General features: G+C 76.0%; 13 protein-coding genes. 6 read left to right on the forward strand and 7 right to left on the reverse strand.

Going from position 1 to position 17,894, the window contains the following annotated elements; genetic code table 11:
* The first annotated feature begins 17 nt into the window (after window positions 1-17).
* Complete coding sequence (locus KPF47_RS32645) at window positions 18-407, forward strand: VOC family protein (RefSeq protein ID WP_224392594.1); 390 nt, start codon at window positions 18-20, stop codon at window positions 405-407.
* Here KPF47_RS32645 and KPF47_RS32650 read toward each other — a convergent pair.
* Window positions 397-1,341, reverse strand: coding sequence for a LysR family transcriptional regulator (locus KPF47_RS32650; protein WP_224392595.1), 945 nt, complete (start codon window positions 1,339-1,341; stop codon window positions 397-399). The genes KPF47_RS32645 and KPF47_RS32650 overlap by 11 nt on opposite strands.
* Window positions 1,342-1,398: 57 nt before the next feature.
* Here KPF47_RS32650 and KPF47_RS40585 point away from each other — a divergent pair, with 57 nt between their 5' ends.
* The 3 genes from KPF47_RS40585 (at window position 1,399) to KPF47_RS32660 (ending at window position 3,529) form a co-directional block, all read left to right on the forward strand.
* Window positions 1,399-1,638, forward strand: a complete 240-nt coding sequence (locus KPF47_RS40585) for an SDR family NAD(P)-dependent oxidoreductase (protein ID WP_308015550.1) — start codon at window positions 1,399-1,401, stop codon at window positions 1,636-1,638.
* Window positions 1,635-2,207 carry an SDR family NAD(P)-dependent oxidoreductase gene (locus KPF47_RS32655; RefSeq protein WP_308015551.1) on the forward strand — a complete coding sequence of 191 codons (573 nt, stop codon included), beginning with the start codon at window positions 1,635-1,637 and terminating at the stop codon, window positions 2,205-2,207. Before KPF47_RS40585 ends, KPF47_RS32655 begins: the two co-directional genes overlap by 4 nt.
* A 119-nt stretch (window positions 2,208-2,326) precedes the next feature.
* Complete coding sequence (locus KPF47_RS32660) at window positions 2,327-3,529, forward strand: acyl-CoA dehydrogenase family protein (RefSeq protein WP_224392596.1); 1,203 nt, start codon at window positions 2,327-2,329, stop codon at window positions 3,527-3,529.
* A gap of 48 nt (window positions 3,530-3,577) precedes the next feature.
* Here KPF47_RS32660 and KPF47_RS32665 read toward each other — a convergent pair whose 3' ends face one another.
* A complete protein-coding gene (locus KPF47_RS32665; protein WP_224392597.1) occupies window positions 3,578-4,798 on the reverse strand; it encodes an oxygenase MpaB family protein in 1,221 nt (406 codons plus the stop codon).
* A 56-nt stretch (window positions 4,799-4,854) separates the two neighbouring features.
* On the opposite strand from KPF47_RS32665, the gene KPF47_RS32670 reads away from it, so the two are divergent.
* A complete protein-coding gene (locus KPF47_RS32670) occupies window positions 4,855-5,514 on the forward strand; it encodes a TetR/AcrR family transcriptional regulator (RefSeq protein WP_224392598.1) in 660 nt (219 codons plus the stop codon).
* Here the strand turns inward: KPF47_RS32670 and KPF47_RS32675 are convergent.
* The 5 genes from KPF47_RS32675 to KPF47_RS32695 all read right to left on the reverse strand — a co-directional run bounded on the left by KPF47_RS32675 (window position 5,460) and on the right by KPF47_RS32695 (window position 15,642).
* Window positions 5,460-5,894 (reverse strand): rhodanese-like domain-containing protein, encoded by a 435-nt coding sequence (locus tag KPF47_RS32675; RefSeq protein WP_224392599.1) that lies wholly within the window; start codon window positions 5,892-5,894, stop codon window positions 5,460-5,462. The two genes, KPF47_RS32670 and KPF47_RS32675, sit on opposite strands and share 55 nt — an antisense overlap.
* Entirely contained in the window at window positions 5,891-6,493 is a 603-nt protein-coding gene (locus KPF47_RS32680; protein WP_224392600.1) for a cysteine dioxygenase family protein, read from the reverse strand. The genes KPF47_RS32675 and KPF47_RS32680 overlap by 4 nt, the downstream gene beginning before the upstream one ends.
* Before the next feature lie 211 nt (window positions 6,494-6,704).
* Window positions 6,705-12,326, reverse strand: a complete 5,622-nt coding sequence (locus KPF47_RS32685; protein ID WP_224392601.1) for a SpoIIE family protein phosphatase — start codon at window positions 12,324-12,326, stop codon at window positions 6,705-6,707.
* 53 nt (window positions 12,327-12,379) lie between these two features.
* The gene (locus KPF47_RS32690; RefSeq protein ID WP_224392602.1) at window positions 12,380-13,240 is read right to left on the reverse strand and encodes an alpha/beta hydrolase; all 861 of its coding nucleotides are present in this window, start codon (window positions 13,238-13,240) and stop codon (window positions 12,380-12,382) included.
* Window positions 13,237-15,642, reverse strand: coding sequence for a carboxypeptidase regulatory-like domain-containing protein (locus tag KPF47_RS32695; protein WP_224392603.1), 2,406 nt, complete (start codon window positions 15,640-15,642; stop codon window positions 13,237-13,239). Before KPF47_RS32695 ends, KPF47_RS32690 begins: the two co-directional genes overlap by 4 nt.
* Window positions 15,643-15,884: 242 nt before the next feature.
* Between KPF47_RS32695 and malQ the strand changes: the two genes are divergently transcribed.
* Window positions 15,885-17,885, forward strand: a complete 2,001-nt coding sequence (malQ, locus tag KPF47_RS32700) for a 4-alpha-glucanotransferase (RefSeq protein ID WP_224392604.1) — start codon at window positions 15,885-15,887, stop codon at window positions 17,883-17,885.
* Window positions 17,886-17,894: the final 9 nt, after the last annotated feature.

Raw genomic sequence — 17,894 nt, forward strand, 5'->3', positions numbered from 1 at the left:
GCGGGCACACTGCGGCCATGGCCGATGCACCGATCGCCACGTTCCGACTCTTCGCGCTCGACTGCCCGGACCCGTCGGAGCTCGCCCGGTTCTACTCCGCGATCACCGGCTGGCCCGTGGCCGGCCCCACCGACACCGACCCGGACTGGGTCGAGCTCGACCCGGGCGGGGCCGGCGCCACCCTGGCGTTCCAGCAGATCTCCGAGGGGGAGTTCACCCCGCCGGAGTGGCCGGGGCAGGTGCGCCCGCAGCGCGGGCACGTCGACTTCGCCGTGCCCGACCTCGACGCCGGGGAGGCCGCGGTGCTGGCCCTCGGGGCGCGCAAGCACGACGTCCAGCCCGTGCCGACGAGCTTCCGGGTGTTCCTCGACCCGATCGGGCACCCGTTCTGCCTGGTCAGGGAGTGACGGGCGCACCCAACGCCGCCGCCTCCTCGCGGATCGCCCGCACGAGCGCCGAGGCGGCACCCGACGGCGCGCCGGCGGTGACCGCGAGCAACGCGCGGTCCGGCACGACGGGGTCGCGCACCGGGATCCAGCGCACGTCGCGCGGCACCGAGTCCGCGGCCAGACCGGGCACCACGGTGACGGCGAGCCCGGCGGCGACCAGCCCGAACCGGGTCGCCCAGTGGCGCACCTCGTAGCCGACGTGCGGCTCGGACAGGCCCGGCCACGCGCCGAACTGCGGCTCGCCGGCCGGGCCCGTGCCGGTCACCCAGGTCTCGCCGGCCAGGTCCTCCACGTCGAGCACGTCCCGGTCGGCGAGCCGGTGCGCCCGGCCGACGGCGACTCCCGGGCCACGGGGGACGTGCAGCGTCTCGGCACGCAGCCCGTCGAGGTCCGGTGCGGGGAGCCCGTCACCCACCGCGACCACCGCCACCTCCACCCGTCCGGCGCGCAGGCGTCGCACCTGCACCGGACTCGCCGCCTCCTGCAGGGCGACCCGGAGGCCCGGGTGCCGCGCACGCGTCCTGGCGACGGCCCTCGGCAGCAGCACCGCCGTCGCCGTCGGGAACCCCGACGCCACGAGGCTCCCGGCGAAGCGGTCGCGCACTCCGGCGACCTCCTCCAGTGCGCCGTCGAGCTCGGCGAGCACCCGGCCCGCCCGCCGGACGACGACCTCGCCGACCGCGGTCGGCCGCACCCCGCGCGGCAACCGCTCGAACAGCTCCGAGCCCGCGGCCGCCTCCGTGGCCGCGACCTGCCGGGACACCGCCGACTGCGTGTACCCGAGCACGGTCGCCGCGCCGCTGAACGAGCCCTGCCGGGCGACCTCGAACACGGTCCGCAACCCGGCGACGGTCAGCTCGGCCATGAGCCCGATGGTATGCGTTCTGCTCATGTCTGTCGTGCACAGGTCTCGCTTGTCGCATGTGCCGGTGCGGCGCACGCTGGACCCATGACGAACGACAAGGTGTGGTTCCTGACCGGCGCGTCGCGGGGCTTCGGGCGGCTGTGGGCCGAGGCCGCGCTGCGGCGAGGTGCCCGGGTCGCCGCGACGGGGCGGGACGTGCGCATGCTCGACGGTCTCGTCGCCGCCCACGGCGACGCCGTGCTCCCGATCTCCCTCGACGTCACCGATCGCCGGGCGGTGGCCGCCGGGCCGCCGAGCACTTCGGCCGGCTCGACGTGGTCGTGAACAACGCGGGATACGGGCACTTCGGTGCCGTCGAGGAGCTGGGCGAGGACGAGATCCGTGCGCAGCTGGAGACCAACTTCTTCGGTGCGCTGTGGGTGCTGCAGGCCGCCCTGCCCGTCCTCCGCAGCCAGCGCAGCGGACATCTCGTCACCGTGACGAGCGAGGGGGGCGTGCGCGCGTTCCCCGGGATCGGGGCGTACCACGCGTCGAAGTGGGCGGTGGAGGGGCTCGTGCAGTCCCTCGCCGGCGAGGTCCGCGAGCTGGGTATCCGCGTCACGAACGTCGAGCCCGGCCCGTACGCGACGGGCTGGCTCGAGGCCACCCGGCACAGCGCGCCGCTGCCGGACTACGACCACGTCCGGGACACCGCCGGGGCCTTCGACGTCGGGGCCCCGGCGGCGACGGTCCCCGCGCTGCTCGCCGTCGTCGACGCCGAGGACCCGCCGCTGCGGGTGTTCTTCGGCCGGTCGTTCGAGGCCGTCCGCGCGCAGTACCTGGCACAGATCGCGGAGTGGGAGCGCTGGCAGGACGTGGCGCTGGAGGCGTTCGGCCCGGTCCGGGCCGGGTGACCGGGGGCGGGCCGGCGCCCGCACCGGCGCCGGATCCCGTTCCCCACCGCACGGATCCGGCGGGATCGGCGGATCGGTGTGAGGATCAGGTCTCCGTCGACGGCGAGGGGCACGCGATCATGACCGCACCGACTACCCCGTACACCGAGCTGGGCGAGGCCCTGGGTACCGACTTCTTCTCGGTCCGCGACCAGTTCACCGACGAGCAGTGGCAGCGCTTCGCCGACACCCGCAAGTTCGTCGACGCCGAGGTCCTCCCCGGCATCAACGAGTACTGGGAGCGCGCCGAGCTGCCCTGGCACCTGTTCCGCCGACTGCCCGAGCTGGGCATCGTCGGTGAGGACATCCAGGGCTACGGTGCCGCGGCGATGAGCCCGCTCGCCCTGGGGCTGGTGCACATGGAGCTGCACCGCGGCGACGGCTCGCTCGGCACGTTCCTCGGCGTGCACGCGGGTCTGGCGATGAAGGCGATCGCGATGTGCGGGTCGGAGGAGCAGAAGCAGCGCTGGCTGCCGTCCATGTCCACCATGGACAAGTTGGGCGCGTTCGCGCTGACCGAGCCGATGCACGGGTCGGACTCGGTCGCGCTGGAGACCACCGCCACCCGCGACGGCGACCACTGGGTGCTGCGCGGGTCCAAGCGCTGGATCGGCAACGGCAGTGTCGCCGACCTGGTGGTCGTGTGGGCCCGCGACACCGACTCCGGCGAGGTGCTGGGTTTCGTCGTCGAGACCCCGGCGGAGGGCTACGAGGCCACCGTCATCCCGGGGAAGGTGTCGCTGCGAGCGCTCTGGCAGGCCGACATCGAGCTGGACGGGGTCCGCGTGCCGGAGGAGAACCGGCTGGCGCAGGCCCGGACGTTCGCCGACTGCGCCGCGGTGCTGGCCACCACCCGGGGCACCTGCGCCTGGATGGCGCTGGGCCACGCGACCGCCGGCTACGACGCCGCACTGCGCTACGCCCTGGAGCGCGAGCAGTTCGGCAAGCCGCTCGCGAGCTTCCAGATCGTGCAGCAGCGGCTCGTCGCGATGCTCGCCGACCTCACCGGCATGCAGCTCTACTGCATGCAGTCCGCGCGCCTGGCCGAGGCCGGGAAGCTGTCCCCGACCGTGGCCGGGCTGGCGAAGATGCACAACACCCGGACCGCACGCAAGATCCTCTCCGAGGCGCGGGACCTGCTGGGTGGCAACGGCATCCTGCTGGAACACCACGTCGTGCGGCACTGGGCCGACATCGAGGCCATCCACACCTTCGAGGGCACCGAGACCATCCAGACCCTCATCGTGGGCCGCGACGTGACGGGCATCAGCGCGTTCACCTGATCCGCCGCGCTCCGGCCGGGTCCCCGTCCCGGCCGGAGCCGGGTCTGCTCAGGCCGCCAGATCGCGCGGCCCGGGCGTCTCGCGACCGAAGCGGCGGGTCAGGTCGGCCCGGACACGGCGGTCCGAGCGCCGTTCCAGCCACCGCCGTCCCCGGCGGCTCCGCGCGACGAGCAGCGACTCGACCAGGTTGCGCAGCACCTGCGACGGCCACGCCCACGGCACGCCGACCGGCAGGTCCAGGTCGCGCAGACCCTCGGCACGCAGGAACACCCGCAGCAGCGACAGCAGCCGTCGCCGTTCCCACGCGCCGCGCAGCCGGTCCACCCGCCCGCCGGTCCGCTCGCTGCGCAGCCCCTCGACCAGGGCGCCCGCCAGCTGCGGGCCGGCCGGGGTGACGGCACCCTGGGCGAGCACGACGTGGTGGTTGAAGGCGTTCTGGTCGCGTTCGGAGTCGAACAGCCAGTCGTCGTCGACGCCGATGAGCCACCCCACGTAGCGCCAGAGGTGCATGATCGCGGCGCCGTCGGCGCGCGGGACGTGCCGGCCGAGCAGCCGGCAGCCGAGGATCGCGGTGCTGTTGAACAGCCCGAGGGTCGCGGCGGAGTCGGCCTGGTTGATCGGCAGGCCGTGCGTGTCGACGTCGTACCGGTCGCCGCGCTCGAACCGCTCCGCGACGAGCGCGTGCATCGCCCGCACGTGCAGCGTCGCCGCCCAGCCCTCGCCCCCGGGCAGCATCCCGCCGGGGCGGCTGACGGCGAACGCCCACGCCTGGGTCTCGCCGAGTCGGCGCATCGCACCCGCTCCGGTCAGTCCGCCGGTGCGCACCAGCAGCTCGGTGGGGCCGCCGTAGCGGTAGCCGCCGATCAGCGACAGTCCGAGCAGCACGTCGTCGCGGCTGCGGCCGAGCCTGCGGTAGGCGCGGGCACCGTGGTCGAGCAGGTCCCGGTCGAGCCAGTCCGGGTCCGGGGTGACGGCGGCGAGGAACCCGCGCAGCGCGGGCGGCGCGTCGGCGGGGGCGGCGCCCGCGGCGAGCGCGGCGTGCAGGGCGCGCATGGTCACCCGCTGCGGATCGTCGCGGTCGCGCCCCATCGCGCGGGCCAGGGCGGCTCCGGTCTCGTCCCGGGTCAGCATCCGGCGACCGATCTCGGCGAGCAGCGCGTGGTCGGGCTCGCGTACCCCGGCGACGACGCCGAGCGGGCGCGCGATCCGCGCCGCGCGCTCGGGAGCGCTGCGGAAGCGTCGCGGGGCGAGGGGCGGCTCTGCCAGCATGGACCGATGCTGACACGAGCGAATGCTCGCCTTCAACGCGCGTTCCGGACCGGCCGGTGACCGGGCGCAGCGCCCGGCGGCGGGAGCCGCGTCAGGAACGGTCCCGGGCGATGGTGGAGCGGATCGTCGCCGCGGGCCGGGAGGTGCTGGTCACCCGCGGGTACGACGGCGCGTCCACCAACCGGATCGCGGCGGCCGCCGGGGTGTCCCCCGGGTCGCTCTACCAGTACTTCCCGGACAAGGACGCGGTGCTGACCGAGGTGCTGGACCGCTACCTCGACGCGATGGAGGCTCGCGTCTCGCGCGCGTTCCTCGACTCGGTGGCGGTCGCCGGACCGGGGGCAGGCACGACGACGACGGCGGTGCGCGCGACGCTGGAGGCGCTGCTGGACACCTTCTCCGAGGAGCCGGATCTGCTGCGGGTGATCGTCGAACAGCTGCCGCGCTCCCCCGGCGGGCGCCGGGCCGCGTTCGCCGGCCGGATCGACGACCTGGTCACCACCGTCCTGCTGACCCACGGCGCCGGGAGCACCGATGCGGCCCGCGCCGCCGCGTGGACGGTCGTGCGGACCGTCGAGCACCTGACCACCGGCTACGTGCTGGAACGGCCCGGGTTCGCGCGGGCGGTCGTCGTCGACGAGCTGACCGCGCTCGTCGCGGGCTACCTCGACGCGCGCCTGTCCGGCGGGCGGGTGGCCTCCGACGGGCCGTCCTGACCCGCCTCGACCGGGAGCCCGGCGGCCGCCCAGGCCCGGAACCCGCCGTCGACGTCGGTGGCCCGGCGCAGCCCGATGTCCTGCAGCGACGCCGCGGCCAGACTGGAGCTGTAGCCCTCCGAGCAGAACAGCACCCAGGTGACGTCGTGGTCGACCGCCTCGGGGACGCGGGCGTCGGAGGTCGGGTCCAGGCGCCACTCGAGGTGGTTGCGCTCGATCACCAGGGCGCCGGGGATCTGGCCCTCCTCGCGGCGCTGCCAGCCGGGACGGGTGTCGACCAGGTGTGCCCCGGCGGCGGCCAGCTCGGCGGCGCGCCGCGGGTCGGGCCGGTCGAGCCGGGCGCGGGCCGCGGCGAGCAGGTCGGCGACGGTGCGGGTCATCCCACGCCCTGCCCGGGCTCGACCAGCTCGGTGCGGGTCCGGCGCAGGCGCTGGTGCCCGGTGGTGCCGGCGACGTCCTCGACGTCGTAGTAGGACATGGCCGACAGCGGCGGCGAGTAGGCGTGCACGCTCACCGCCGGGTCGTCGGCGGTGTTGGCGACGTCGTGCACGTGGCCGAGCGGGAACGCGGCCCCGCGGCCGTGGCGCAGGGTACGGGTGCGCAGCCCGGACAGGCCGCTCCAGCGCCGCTCGGTCAGCGAGCCGGACACCACGGTGAGGGCGCCGAGCGAGCCGGCGTGGTCGTGCAGCTCCGCGATCTGCTCGGTGGCCCAGCTGATCAGCCAGACGTCGACGAAACCGTCGCTGCGCAGCAGCCGGTACCACCGCCGGTCCGGGTCGACGACGACCTCGTGCCGGCCGGCACGGACCTCGGCGGCGACCTCCCGGGTCAGCTCCTGCAGGTCGTCGAGGCCGTACGGGGTGGGCGCGGTGACGGGCCGCGCGTGCGGGACGCGCGGCCGGGGGCGGGCCGGACCGGCCCCGGGACGGGTGGAACGGGGAACGGACAGACCGGTGGGCACGGAGGCGGGCGCGGACACGGGGGTACTCCAGGAAGAGGTCGGGCGAGCGTGGTCGAAGGACTCAGCTCGGGCGACAGCCCTGGTCGAAGTGGTCGGCGCGACGGGTCCCCCACAGGGGTCCGAGGGTCGCTGCCTGACTCATGTCCCGCATGCCATCACAGCGACGGGCGCCCTTTCAACCCGCCGTCCGGCCCGCGGGAGCGGCCCGCAGCTGTCCGGACAGGTCGGATCAGGCACCGTCGTCGTCGGACATGCCGATGACGGTGTCGAGACCCGACAGGACCAGCGAGCGACGGGCCTGGCTGCCGGCGGGGGCGACGAGGGTCAGCGCGGCCCCGTGGGTGCGCATCCGGCGTGCGACCTCCGAGAGCAGGGCCATCCCGGCGCTGCTGACGAACGCCTCGCCCGGCAGGTTCAGGGTGATCGGCAGCCCGCGGTCGACGTGCTGCATCAGCGGGGCACGGATCGCCGAGACCCCACCGAGGTCGAGGTCGCCGACGATCGCGATCCGCACGCCGTGTGCGTCCGGGACCGCCCGCAGCCGGGCCCGGACGGTGCCGTCGCCGTCACCGTCGACGGAGGCGGCGTCGATCCGGTCGCGGTCCGGGTCGGGCTCCCCGGCGACGAACTCCACCGGCGGCCCGGCCCCCGGGGTGCCGACCTCGACCGGGATCGCCGGCAGCAGGAACCGCACGGTGGTCCCGGAGTCCGACGGGTCGATGTGCACGTCCCCGGCGAGCTCGCGGATGAGCGCGATGCCGCGGCCGCGGTAGCCCGGGTCGGGCGGCGGCGGTCGCCAGCGACCGCCGTCGGTGACACGCACCGCGACCGAACCGTCCGCGGTCAGTGCCAGGTCGAGGTCGACCCCGACCCGCCCGTCGGTGTCCTCGGGCAGGTAGGCGTGCTCGATGGAGTTGGTGGCCGCCTCGCCGACGGTCAGCTGCAGGTCGCTGACCGCGTCGGGGCCCATCCCGCACTGCGCCGCCCAGGCCGCCACCGCGCGGCGCAGCGGGGCCAGCCGTTTCGGGTCGGCCTCGATCGCGATCCGCAGCGGCGGCGGCATCAGCCGGGCGACGACGACGACCGTGTCGTCCGGGATCACCATCCCCTCCGACATGCGGTGCAGCAGCGTGTCCGCCATGTCGCGGGGCTGCGCGGCGGACAGCTCGTCGAAGGCGGCGGACAGCCGGGCCAGACCGTCGTCGATGATCTCGTCGCGGCGTTCGAACAGCCCGTCCGAGCAGAGCAGGATCGTCTCGCCGGGCTCCATCCGGTCGACGGCCTCGGGGAACGGGGGCCGCCCGGAGATCCCCAGCGGCACGCCGCGGCCCTCGGACAGGGTCCGCACCCCGTCCGGGCCGGCGACCAGCGGCGGGGGGTGCCCGGCACTGGCGTAGTGCATCTCGCCGGTCCCGGTGTCGATCGTCGCGATCGCCACGGTGCTGGCCATCGCGCCGCGCACCCGCAGCGCGTACTGGTCGAGCTGCTCCAGCGCCCGTGCCGGGGGCTGGCCGTTGACCAGGTTCGACGCGACGGCGGACCGCAGCTGCCCCATCACCGCGGCCGCGGCCGGCCCGCGGCCGACGACGTCGCCGACGACGAGGGCCACCAGGTCGTCGCCGAGGTCGAGGACGTCGAACCAGTCCCCTCCGGCCTCGGTCCCCTGGGTGCCGGGGCGGTAGCGGGTGGCCAGCGACAGCCGTTCGATGTCGGGGAGCCGCTGCGGCAGCAGGCTGCGCTGCAGGGTGACCGCGACCTCGTGCTCGGCCTGGTGCAGCTGGGCACGGACGATCGCCTGCGCGCACTGGTTGGCCAGGGTGAGCACGAAGCTGCGCTGCTCGGGGGTGAACACCGGCTCGACCGGGAACCGCAGACCGATGACGCCGATCGGCCGGGCCGCGACCATCAGCGGCACCGCGGTGTGCACGGGATAGCGCAGCACCTCGCCCTCGGCCGGATCACCCGCGTTCCAGATCGGCTCACCGCTGCTCACCGCGCGGCTCAGCGGGTGCGCACGGCCGGGCGAGCGCATCGGCGGACCGTCCGCGGGCCAGCCGGTCTCCTGGAGCAGCGACAACGAGCCACCCTCGCCGACGACGAGCACCGCGACCGCGTCCGCCCCGATCGAGATCCGGCCGTGCTCGACGACGACCTCGGCCACCGACTCCAGGTCGGTGGCCCGGGCCAGACCGGTCGCGACGGCCCCGAGCCGTTCGGCGAGCCGGCGGGCCTCGGTCTCGGCGTCGAGCATCGACGCCCGGTCCAGCGCCTGGGCGGCGAGCTCGGCGACGGCGACGGCCGCCTCCTTGTCCGCGTCGGACAGCCGTCGCTCGGTCAGCATGGCGACCGCGAGGACCCCCAGCGAGCGCCCGCCCGCGATGAGCGGCAGGTAGCCGATGGTCTGGGTGTGGTCCGGGGCGATGCCGATGGCCGCGGGGTAGCGCGTCGCCCACTCGTGGGCTGTGGTGAACCACATCGGCTCGTGTCCGGCGAGGACCTCGGTGAACGCCAGCGGCGCGTCGACCCGGATCCGCGCGGCACGCTGCCACATGTCGCGGTCCCAGCCGTGCCCGGTCAGTGCCTGCAACCACTCGCCGCGGATCTCCCAGAGCCCGGCGTGGTCGGCGTCGAGCAGGTCGACGATGTGGTCGGCGGCGATGGCGGCGACCTCGCCGGGGGTCGCCGCCGCCGACATCTTCGCGGTGGCCCGGTGCAGCAGGCCGAGTCGCTGGGCGGAGGCGCGCTCCTGCTCCAGCAGGCGGGCGTTGTCGACGGCCAGCCCGGCCCGGCGGCCGATCTCGGACAGCAGGTCGAGGTCGTCGTCGGTGTAGGGGTCGCCCGCCTCGGTGCGGACGACGGTCAGCACGGCGCTGGTGCGCCCGCGGGCGGACAGCGGCACGACCATCGCCGAGCTCATGCGCAGCCTTGTCCAGGCCCGGCGCTGGGTGGGTGCCAGCCGGCTCAGGGCCTGCTCGAGCCGGTCGGCGTCGATGATCTCGGGGCGGCCGTCGTCGTCGGCGGGGACGAGCGGGGCCAGCCGCCACAGCGAGGGCTCCAGCGCCGAGCGTTCCGCGGAGACGGCGAGGGTGCCGGTGCCGGTGGCCGCGGCGGCGGCGTGCACGACGGCGATGTCGGCGAGCCGGTCCTCGACGACGGCGCGGACCAGCCGGTCGGTACGCCCGGTCCGGGTGATCTCCCGCTCGAGGGACTCGGCGACCTCGGAGTAGATGCGGTGCCTGCGCTGCTCCCGGTGCTGGACGTCGATGTCGAGGCAGCCGCCCACGTAGCCCGCGGAACGTTCGCCGTCGCGGACGGGCGCGCCCCGGTCGAGCACCCACCGGTACCGGCCCGCACGGTCGAGGAGCCGGTACTCGACCTCGAACGGCGCGTGCGCGCGCGCCGCGGCCGTGGTCACCGACCGGTAGCGCTCGCGGTCGTCGGGGTGGATGCGGCGGCGCCAGTCGTGACCCAGCTCCTGCGCCGCGTCCTCGACACCGGTGAAGTCGAGCCAGCCCCGGTTGACGAACAGCCGGTGCCCGCCCGGGTCGTCGACCCAGATCAGGGCGGGGGTGGAGTCGGCCATGGCCCGGAACTGGAGCTCGGCGGCCCGCCGGACCCGGCCGAGCTGCAGGTGGTTCGCGACCCGGGCGAGCAGCTCACGGGCGGAGAACGGTCGGACCAGGTAGTCGTCGGCGCCGGCGGCGAAGCCCTCGACGGCGGCCTCCTCCCCCGCCCGCGAGGACAGCAGCACGACCGGCACCCCGACCGTACGGGGGTCCGACCGCAGCGCCCGCAGGAGCTCGATGCCGCCGTTGCCCGGGAGCGCCGCGTCCGCGACGACCAGGTCCGGTGGGTCGGTCCGGGCGGAGTCCAGCGCGGCCGCGCCGTCGGCGACGACCCGCACGGTCCAGTGTTCGACGAGCAGGTCACGCAGGTAGCCGCGCATCTCGCGGTCGTCGTCGACCACGAGCACCCGGTCGCGGTGCTCGAGCTCCAGCCCGTCGACGACCGTCCCGTCGATCGAGCGTCCGCGGGCCGGCGCCTGCGGGGTGTCCGTGGGCTCCGGGGCGTCGGGCAGCCAGCGCATCGCCTCCGCGACGTAGGGCGCGGCGAGCTGCGGGCTGGTCCGGGCCCCGACCCGGGCCCGGACGAGGCGCTCGGGCGGCAGGTGGGCGAAGCCGAGCGGGAGGCGGACGGTGAACGTGCTGCCCTCCCCGGGGGCGCTGGTCACGCCGATGGAGCCGCCGTGCAGCCGGACCAGCTGGCGGATCAGCGGCAGGCCGAGGCCGCTGCCGTCGCCGCTGCGGCCGTGCCGGCGGGTGGGGCGGTGGAAGCGGTCGAACACCGCGTCCAGCTCGCTCTCGACGATGCCGGCACCGGTGTCGGACACGCGCAGCACGACCTGCTCGCCGTCCTGGGCGAGGTCGACGGTGATCCCGCCCCGGCGGGTGTACTTCACCGCGTTGCTGAGCAGGTTGAGGACGACCTTCTCCCACGCGTCGCGGTCCACCCACACCGGCCGGACCTGCGGCGGGCAGGAGACCGTCAGTTCCAGTCCGGCCCGTTCGACGACGGGCGCGAACTCCTCGACGAGCGCGGCGGTGGTCTTCCCGATCTCGGTGGGGGCGAACAACCCGTCGTGCCTGCCGGTCTGCAGCGCGGAGACGTCCAGCAGCCCGTCGACCAGCTTGAGCATCCGTTGGGCGTTGCGCTGCGCGAGCTCCACCTGGCCGCGGACGGCGGCGTCGTCGTGGTCGCGCAGCCGCTCCAGCGGTCCGAGGACGAGGGTCAACGGGTCGCGGAACTCGTCGCCGAGGCCGGCGTAGTACTCGGCACGGGCCTGCTCGATCAGGCCGGCGTCGTCGTGCCGGTCGCGCTCGCGGTCGCGGGCGAGCGCCGCGGTCAGCAGGCCGCCGATGGTGCCCGCGACCAGCCGCAGGAACGAGCGGTGGTCCTCGTCGAGCGGGAGCAGCGGCGGCACCCCGAGCACGACGGCGATGCCGGTCGTCCCGTCGGGGGTGTGCACCGTCGACCGGACGACGTCGGTGACCGGGAGGCCCTCGGCCCCCTGGACGGGGACCGGGTCCACCGGGAGGAACTCGGCGTCGGTCGCGCGGTCGGAGTCGAGGTCGTCGGGGAGCCACTCCGCGGGCGGCCCGTCGATCCGGACGGTGACCAGCCGGGCGGGGTCGGCGCCGATCGCCGACACCACGGCGCAGCCGATGTCGTCGGTCAGGTCGGTCAGGACCGCGCCGAGCCGTTCGACGGCGATGTCGAGCGTCGGGGCGTCGCGGGCCACCTCGCCGAGCGCGGCCAGTGCCGACATGCGCCGGCTCGCGACGACCTGGACCGTGGTCTCGGCGGTGAAGACGATCATTCCGAGGACCTCGCCGCCGGGGCCGCGGACGGGGGTGACGGAGTAGGTCCACCAGGTGACCTCCGGCGTACCCCAGCGATGCAGCACCATCCGGTCGTCGCTGCGGTAGATGCCCTCGCTGTCCCCCGACAGCAGCTCGTCCAGGTCTCCCGCGAGGTGCGCGGCGCTCTCCGGCCAGCCCTGTCCCAGCGGGCGGCCGAAGGCCGCGGGATGGCGCAGGCCGGAGTGCCGGGCGAACTCGTCGTTGTAGAACAGGACGAGCTCGGGACCCCACCACGCGACGAGCGGCTGGCGGCTCTCCAGGATGAACCGGATGGTGTCCTCGAGCTCGCGGTCCCAGGTCTCGCGCGCCCCCAGCGGGGTCGCCGACCAGTCGATCGCCACCAGCAGGTCGCGGACGGGGACGTACTCGTCCTCCGTCCGCCGGTCGAACCGCTCCACCGTGTGCGCCACCCCGTTCCGCCGTACCGGCACCAGGATCGCACCACCGGCACGGGTCCGGCGCGGCGAGAGGGCGATCGGTCGGGTCAGGTCGCCGCGCGGGCCGCCTCACGGTGCCGGTCGAGCCAGTCCCGCAGGTCCGCGAGCGGGGACGCCCGGCCCGGTTCGTGGTAGATCTCGTGCCAGAACCCGTCGTACCAGAGCACGGTGGTGTCGGCGGACCCGGAACGCTCGTCGAGCAGCCGGGTCCCCGCCGGGTCGGTCAGCCGGTCGGCCGTGCCGTGCTGCACGAGCAGCGGGAGCCGCAGCTCCGCGGCCCGCACGGGCAGCTCGGCCATCTGCCGGTAGATCTCCGCCCCCAGGGCGAGGGTGGGACGGCCGTGGTGCACCAGCGGGTCGGCGTCGTAGGCGGCGACCACGGCGGGGTCCGAGCTGATCGCGGACGTGTCGATCCCGACCGGGCGGACCGTGGGCAGGACCCTGGCGACGACCGACAGCAACGGGACGAGCGCGGCCGGGACCGCGTCGGAGGCCAGCGCGGGGGCGGAGAGCACGAGCCCGTCGAGCCGGTCCTGGTGGCGCAGCGCGTAGGCGAGCGCGATCTGGCCGCCGAGGCTGTGCCCGAGCAGGAACACCGGCACCCCCGGGTGCCGGGCGACCGTCTCACGGCGGAAGGTCTCGAAGTCGGTGAGCAGGTCGTCGTAGCGGCGGACGTGCACCCGGGTGCCACCGGAGCGGCCGTGGCCGCGGTGGTCCAGGCCGTACACGGCCCAGCCGTCGGGGAGCAGTGTGTCGGCGACGGCGTCGTAGCGGCCGGAGTTCTCGCCGATGCCGTGGCTGACCAGCAGGACGCCCCGTGGGGCCCCCTCGGGGAGGCGGCCCTGCCAGAACAGCTCGACGCCCCCGACGCCCGGGAGCCTGCCGTGGACGTCCGAGGTGTCGGTCACGAGCCCGTCAGGTCCTGCCGCTCGTCGCCGCCGGGGGTGAGGACGACCTCGACGCCCGGCCCCTCGCCCGCGGTGAGCAGGTGGCGACCGGGTTCCAGGTCGGTGAGGCGGTAGGTCCCGTCCGCGGCCGCCGTCGCCGAGGCGACCGGTTCACCGTCCTGGGACAGGACGACCCCGGTACCGGCCGGTGCCGAGCCGTGGACGGCCGCGGCGGCGGTCAGGCGCAGGGTGGTCGTGGCGTCGTCGTCGCCGACGGTGCAGGTGGCGACGCCCGGCAGGTACCCGTCGAGGCGGGCCACGACGACGAACGTCCCGGCGCCCGGCGCCGCGACGTGGGCCGTCCCGCCGGTACCGGTGGTGGCGGAGCCGATCGGGGCGCCGGCGCGGTCGCGCAGCGCGACGTCGGCGCCGGGCAGCGGGCCGTCGGTGGCGTCGACGACACGGACCTCGACGTCCTGCGGTGCCGTGTCCGGGACGACCGGCGACGGCGCGGGGCCGGTCCGGAGCACGGACAGGGAGACGTCCTCCGCCCGGTCGGGGCGGATGGCGGTGGTCGGGCCGGCGTGCACGGTGGTCTCCTCGGCCTCCGGCGCGGCCTCGGGCCGCTCCGGGATGGTGGGCGCCGGGTCCCGGTCCTGCGGGTCCCGGTCCTGCTGGTCCTGGTCCCGGGGGGCCCGGCCGGGTGCGTCCGGGGTGACCCGGTCCGGCGCCGCGGGCACCGGGGCGACGGCCGCGAGCGGGACGTCGGCGGGGGACGCGTCCGCGGTCGCGGGCTCGCCGGGGACGGCGCCCTCGGGCGCGGTGTCGCCGGGCGCGGTGTCGTCGGGCGCGGCGTCGCCGGGCAGGGCGTCTTCGGCGGTCCCGCCGGACTGCTCGGTCGCGGGCCGCCCGGTCGGGGGCTCTCCGGTCGTGGCCGGGCCCGGGGTGGCCGGCCCGGGGGTGAGGTCGCGGTCGGGGCCGTCCGAGGCGGCGGTGTCGGCGTCCCCGGCCGGCGCTGCCGTGTCGCCGGTGGCCGTGTCGCCGTGGGTCGGCTCCTCGACGGTGTCGTCGCCGCTCGCGGACGTGCCCTCCGGCGAGGGGGCGAGGTGTCGCGGCGCGCTCCCCGGACGCACCGAGCGCAGCACCCGCGGGGCGGGCCGCGGCGGCGGCTCGGGGTTCTCCGCGTCGCGCGGGGCACGGGCTCCGGTGGCGGCGAGACCGATCGACGGGATACGGCTCACCGGCGGGGTCTCGGCGCCGGGCTCGGGGGCACCGGCCTGCTCGGGAACGCGGCTCGCCCACGTGTGCGGGGCGGAGATCCGGTCCCGGGCCTCGCGGAACTCCCGCTCGGTGTCCGGGTCCGCCGGTGCCCGGACCGAGGTGCGCTCCGAGGGCAGTGCGGTGACCCGCCGGACGAGGTCCGGGTCGAAGGGCGCGCGGGACTGCGGCGTGACGGGTCGGGCCTGGTCGACGGCGTCGTCGGTGTCCTCGGAATCGGCGTCGGAATCGGCGTCGGCGGCCTCGCGGTCGACCGGATCCGCATCCGCGTCCGTCGGGTCCGCGTCGACGGAGCTCGGAGCGGTGTCCTCGACGGGGGCGGGGCTCCCGGCGGGACCGGCGTCCGCAGCCGGGGCGGCGGGAACCTCGTCGACCCCGGTGGCCGCGTCGTCACGGACGGAGGTGACCCCGGTGACGGGCGTGCTGATGTCCGGTGCCGAGCTGTCCGGGCCGGAACCGGTGGCCGTGGTCTCCTCGTCGGCGGCACGGGCGGCCGGGTCCACGACGGCACGCCGCCGCACGAACGGCGTGGGTGCCGGGGACCGGCGGGCCGGGGCGGGCTCGACCGGCTCCAGCGCCTTGCCGTCCTTGAACCCGCGCGACCAGGGCGGTCCGACCGGCCCGGCGCTCACATCGGGTGTCACCCGGGGGAGCGCCGGCAGCTCGTCGGTGGGGTCGGCCGAGCCGACCGCCTCGGTGATGTCCGGTGCCGACGACGACGGCCCGAGGTCGTCGGCCGGGGCCGCGCCGGCGGGGGTCCGTGGGCGCTCCTCCCGCGGGCGGACCGCCGGGACGGGCGTGGTCGCGTCGACCGCCCGTCCGGTGCCCTCGGATTCCTCGTCGGCGCCGTCGTCGGTGCCGTCGTCGGGCCCGGGCGCCGCACGGCCCCCGGTCGGCTCCTCGTCGGCCGCCGGCGCCTGCGCGTCCTCGTCCGCCGGCGGCGACGGGTCGGGCGCGGGCTCGCGGGGCCCGTCGTCGAGGCCGAGGGCGCGGCGGTCGACGAGGTCGGCCACGGTGCGCGGACGTTCCCCTTCGGACGACGCGGCGTCGTCCTCCCGGCTACGGCCCCACCGCAGGAACCCGGCGATCCCGACGGCCACCAGCACCACCACCACAACCAGCCCGAACAGGGCCCACGTCGACATCTCCGAAGTCCTCCTGCCGGAGCGGCGCGAACCGTCGTCCACGACACGGTGCGACGCGGGAGGAGGTACCCGTCGCCGGGCCCCGCTGCCCGGCCGGCCACGGTGACCCGGTCGGCGCATCCGGCGACGCACCGTAGCACCGCGGGCCCCCTGACCGGGGGTGATCGGAAGCGTCCCGCGTGTCGTCACGGAGTCGTCACCGCGGCGTCGCCGCAGCGGCGCCCATCGGCGAGGATCACCCCATGAGCAGCGACCCGGTGACCCCCGAGCTCGCCGAGATCGCCGACGCGTACGGCGTCGCGACCTCGTACCTCGACGGCAGCAGTACCGAACAGCGGATCGACGCGGAGGTGGTGCGCACCGTCCTCGGGCTGCTGGAGGTCGACGTCACCTCGTCCGACGCGCAGCGGGTGGCGCTCGCCGGGGCCCGCGAGCGCGCCGGGGACGGCGCGCTGCCACCGACGATCGGGCTGCGCAGCGACCGGTCCCGCAGCGTGCCGGGCCGGGGACGGCTCACCGCCGTCGACGGCGGACGCGGCGACGAGGGCTGGGCCCGCGACGTCGACGGCGAGCTCCCCGCCGGGCTGGAGCCGGGCCGCTACACCCTGGAGACGACCGGCGGGCGCTGCCACGTCGTCGTCGCACCCCCCGCCCTGCCCGACCCGCCCCGGACGTGGGGCTGGATGCTGCAGCTCTACGCGCTGCACTCGCGCGACTCGTGGGGCATCGGCGACCTGGGCGACCTGACCTCGCTGATCCGTGGCGGCCACGGGGCGGGCGCGGTCCTGCTCAACCCGCTGCACGCGGTCACCCCGGTGTCGCCGGTGCAGCCGTCGCCGTACACGCCGTCGTCGCGTCGCTACGCCACCCCGCTCAGCCTGCGGATCACCGACCTGCCCGCCTACGCCCGCGCCGACCCGGCGACCCGTGCCGAGGTCGACGCCCTGCGCCCGGAGACGACCGGTGACCGGATCTCCCACGACCGGGTCTGGGCGGCGAAGCGCTCCGCGCTGGAGGCGCTGTGGCGCAGCGCGGGCCACCCCGACGGCGACCCGGACGAGGACCTGCGCGACTTCGCGACCTACTGCGCGCTGGCCGAGCGCTACGGCGGTCGCTGGTCGCTGTGGCCGCAGGAGCTGCGCCGGCCCGACGCCCCCGGCGTCGCCGCCGCCCGTACGGAACTGGCGCCGCGCATCGCGTTCCACGCCTGGGTGCAGCGTCAGGCGGAGGCGCAGCTGGCCGCGGTCCGCGCCGCCGCGCAGGACGAGGGCATGCCGGTCGGGGTGATCCACGACCTGGCCGTCGGCTGCGATCCCGAGGGCGCCGACGCGTGGATGCTGCAGGACGTCCTGGCCCTCGGTGCGACCGTCGGCGCCCCGCCGGACGCATTCAACCAGCGCGGCCAGACCTGGGGCCTGCCGCCGTGGCGCCCGGACCGTCTCGCCGACACCGGCTACGCGGCCTTCGGGGACATGACGCGCGCGCTGCTCGCCCACGCCGACGGCCTGCGCATCGACCACGTGATGGGGCTGTGGCGACTGTGGTGGGTGCCGTCGGGTGAGACCGCCGACCGCGGCACCTACGTCCACTACGACGCCGACGCGATGCTCGCCGTCCTGCTGCTGGAGGCACACCGGGCGGGCGCGCTGGTCGTCGGCGAGGACCTGGGCACGGTGATCCCCCGGATCCGTGAGGACATGGCCGAGCGGAACCTGCTGGGCTCGACGGTGCTGTGGTTCTCCCGCGACCCCGACCCGGTGACCGGCGGGGACGACGGTCCGCTGCGCCCGCCGCGGCGATGGCCCGAGCGCTCGGTCGCGACGATCTCCACGCACGACCTGCCGACCGCACCGGGGTTCCTGGCCGGGGAGCAGGTGCGGGTGCGCGCGGAGCTGGGACTGCTCGACGACCCGACGGTCGAGGAGGCCAAGGCCGGCGCGGAACGGGACGAGCTGCTGGCGCTGCTCACGTCGGAGGGGCTGCTCGACTCCCCGGACGAGACCGACGAGGACACGATCGTCGTCGCGTTGCACGCGCTGCTGGCGTCGGCCCCGTCGCGGCTGGTCCTGGCCTCCCTCTACGACGTGCTGGGTGAGACCCGGCAGCCGAACCTGCCCGGCACCGTCGACGAGTACCCGAACTGGCGTATCCCGCTGCCCGTGTCGCTGGAGGACGCGCTCACCGACGACCGGGTGCGCCGTGTCGCCGCGGTGCTGCGTGACCGGGCCGGCGACGACGGATGACCGGCGTCC

The organism is Pseudonocardia sp. ICBG1293, assembly GCF_020131355.1.
Taxonomy (GTDB): Bacteria; Actinomycetota; Actinomycetes; order Mycobacteriales; family Pseudonocardiaceae; genus Pseudonocardia.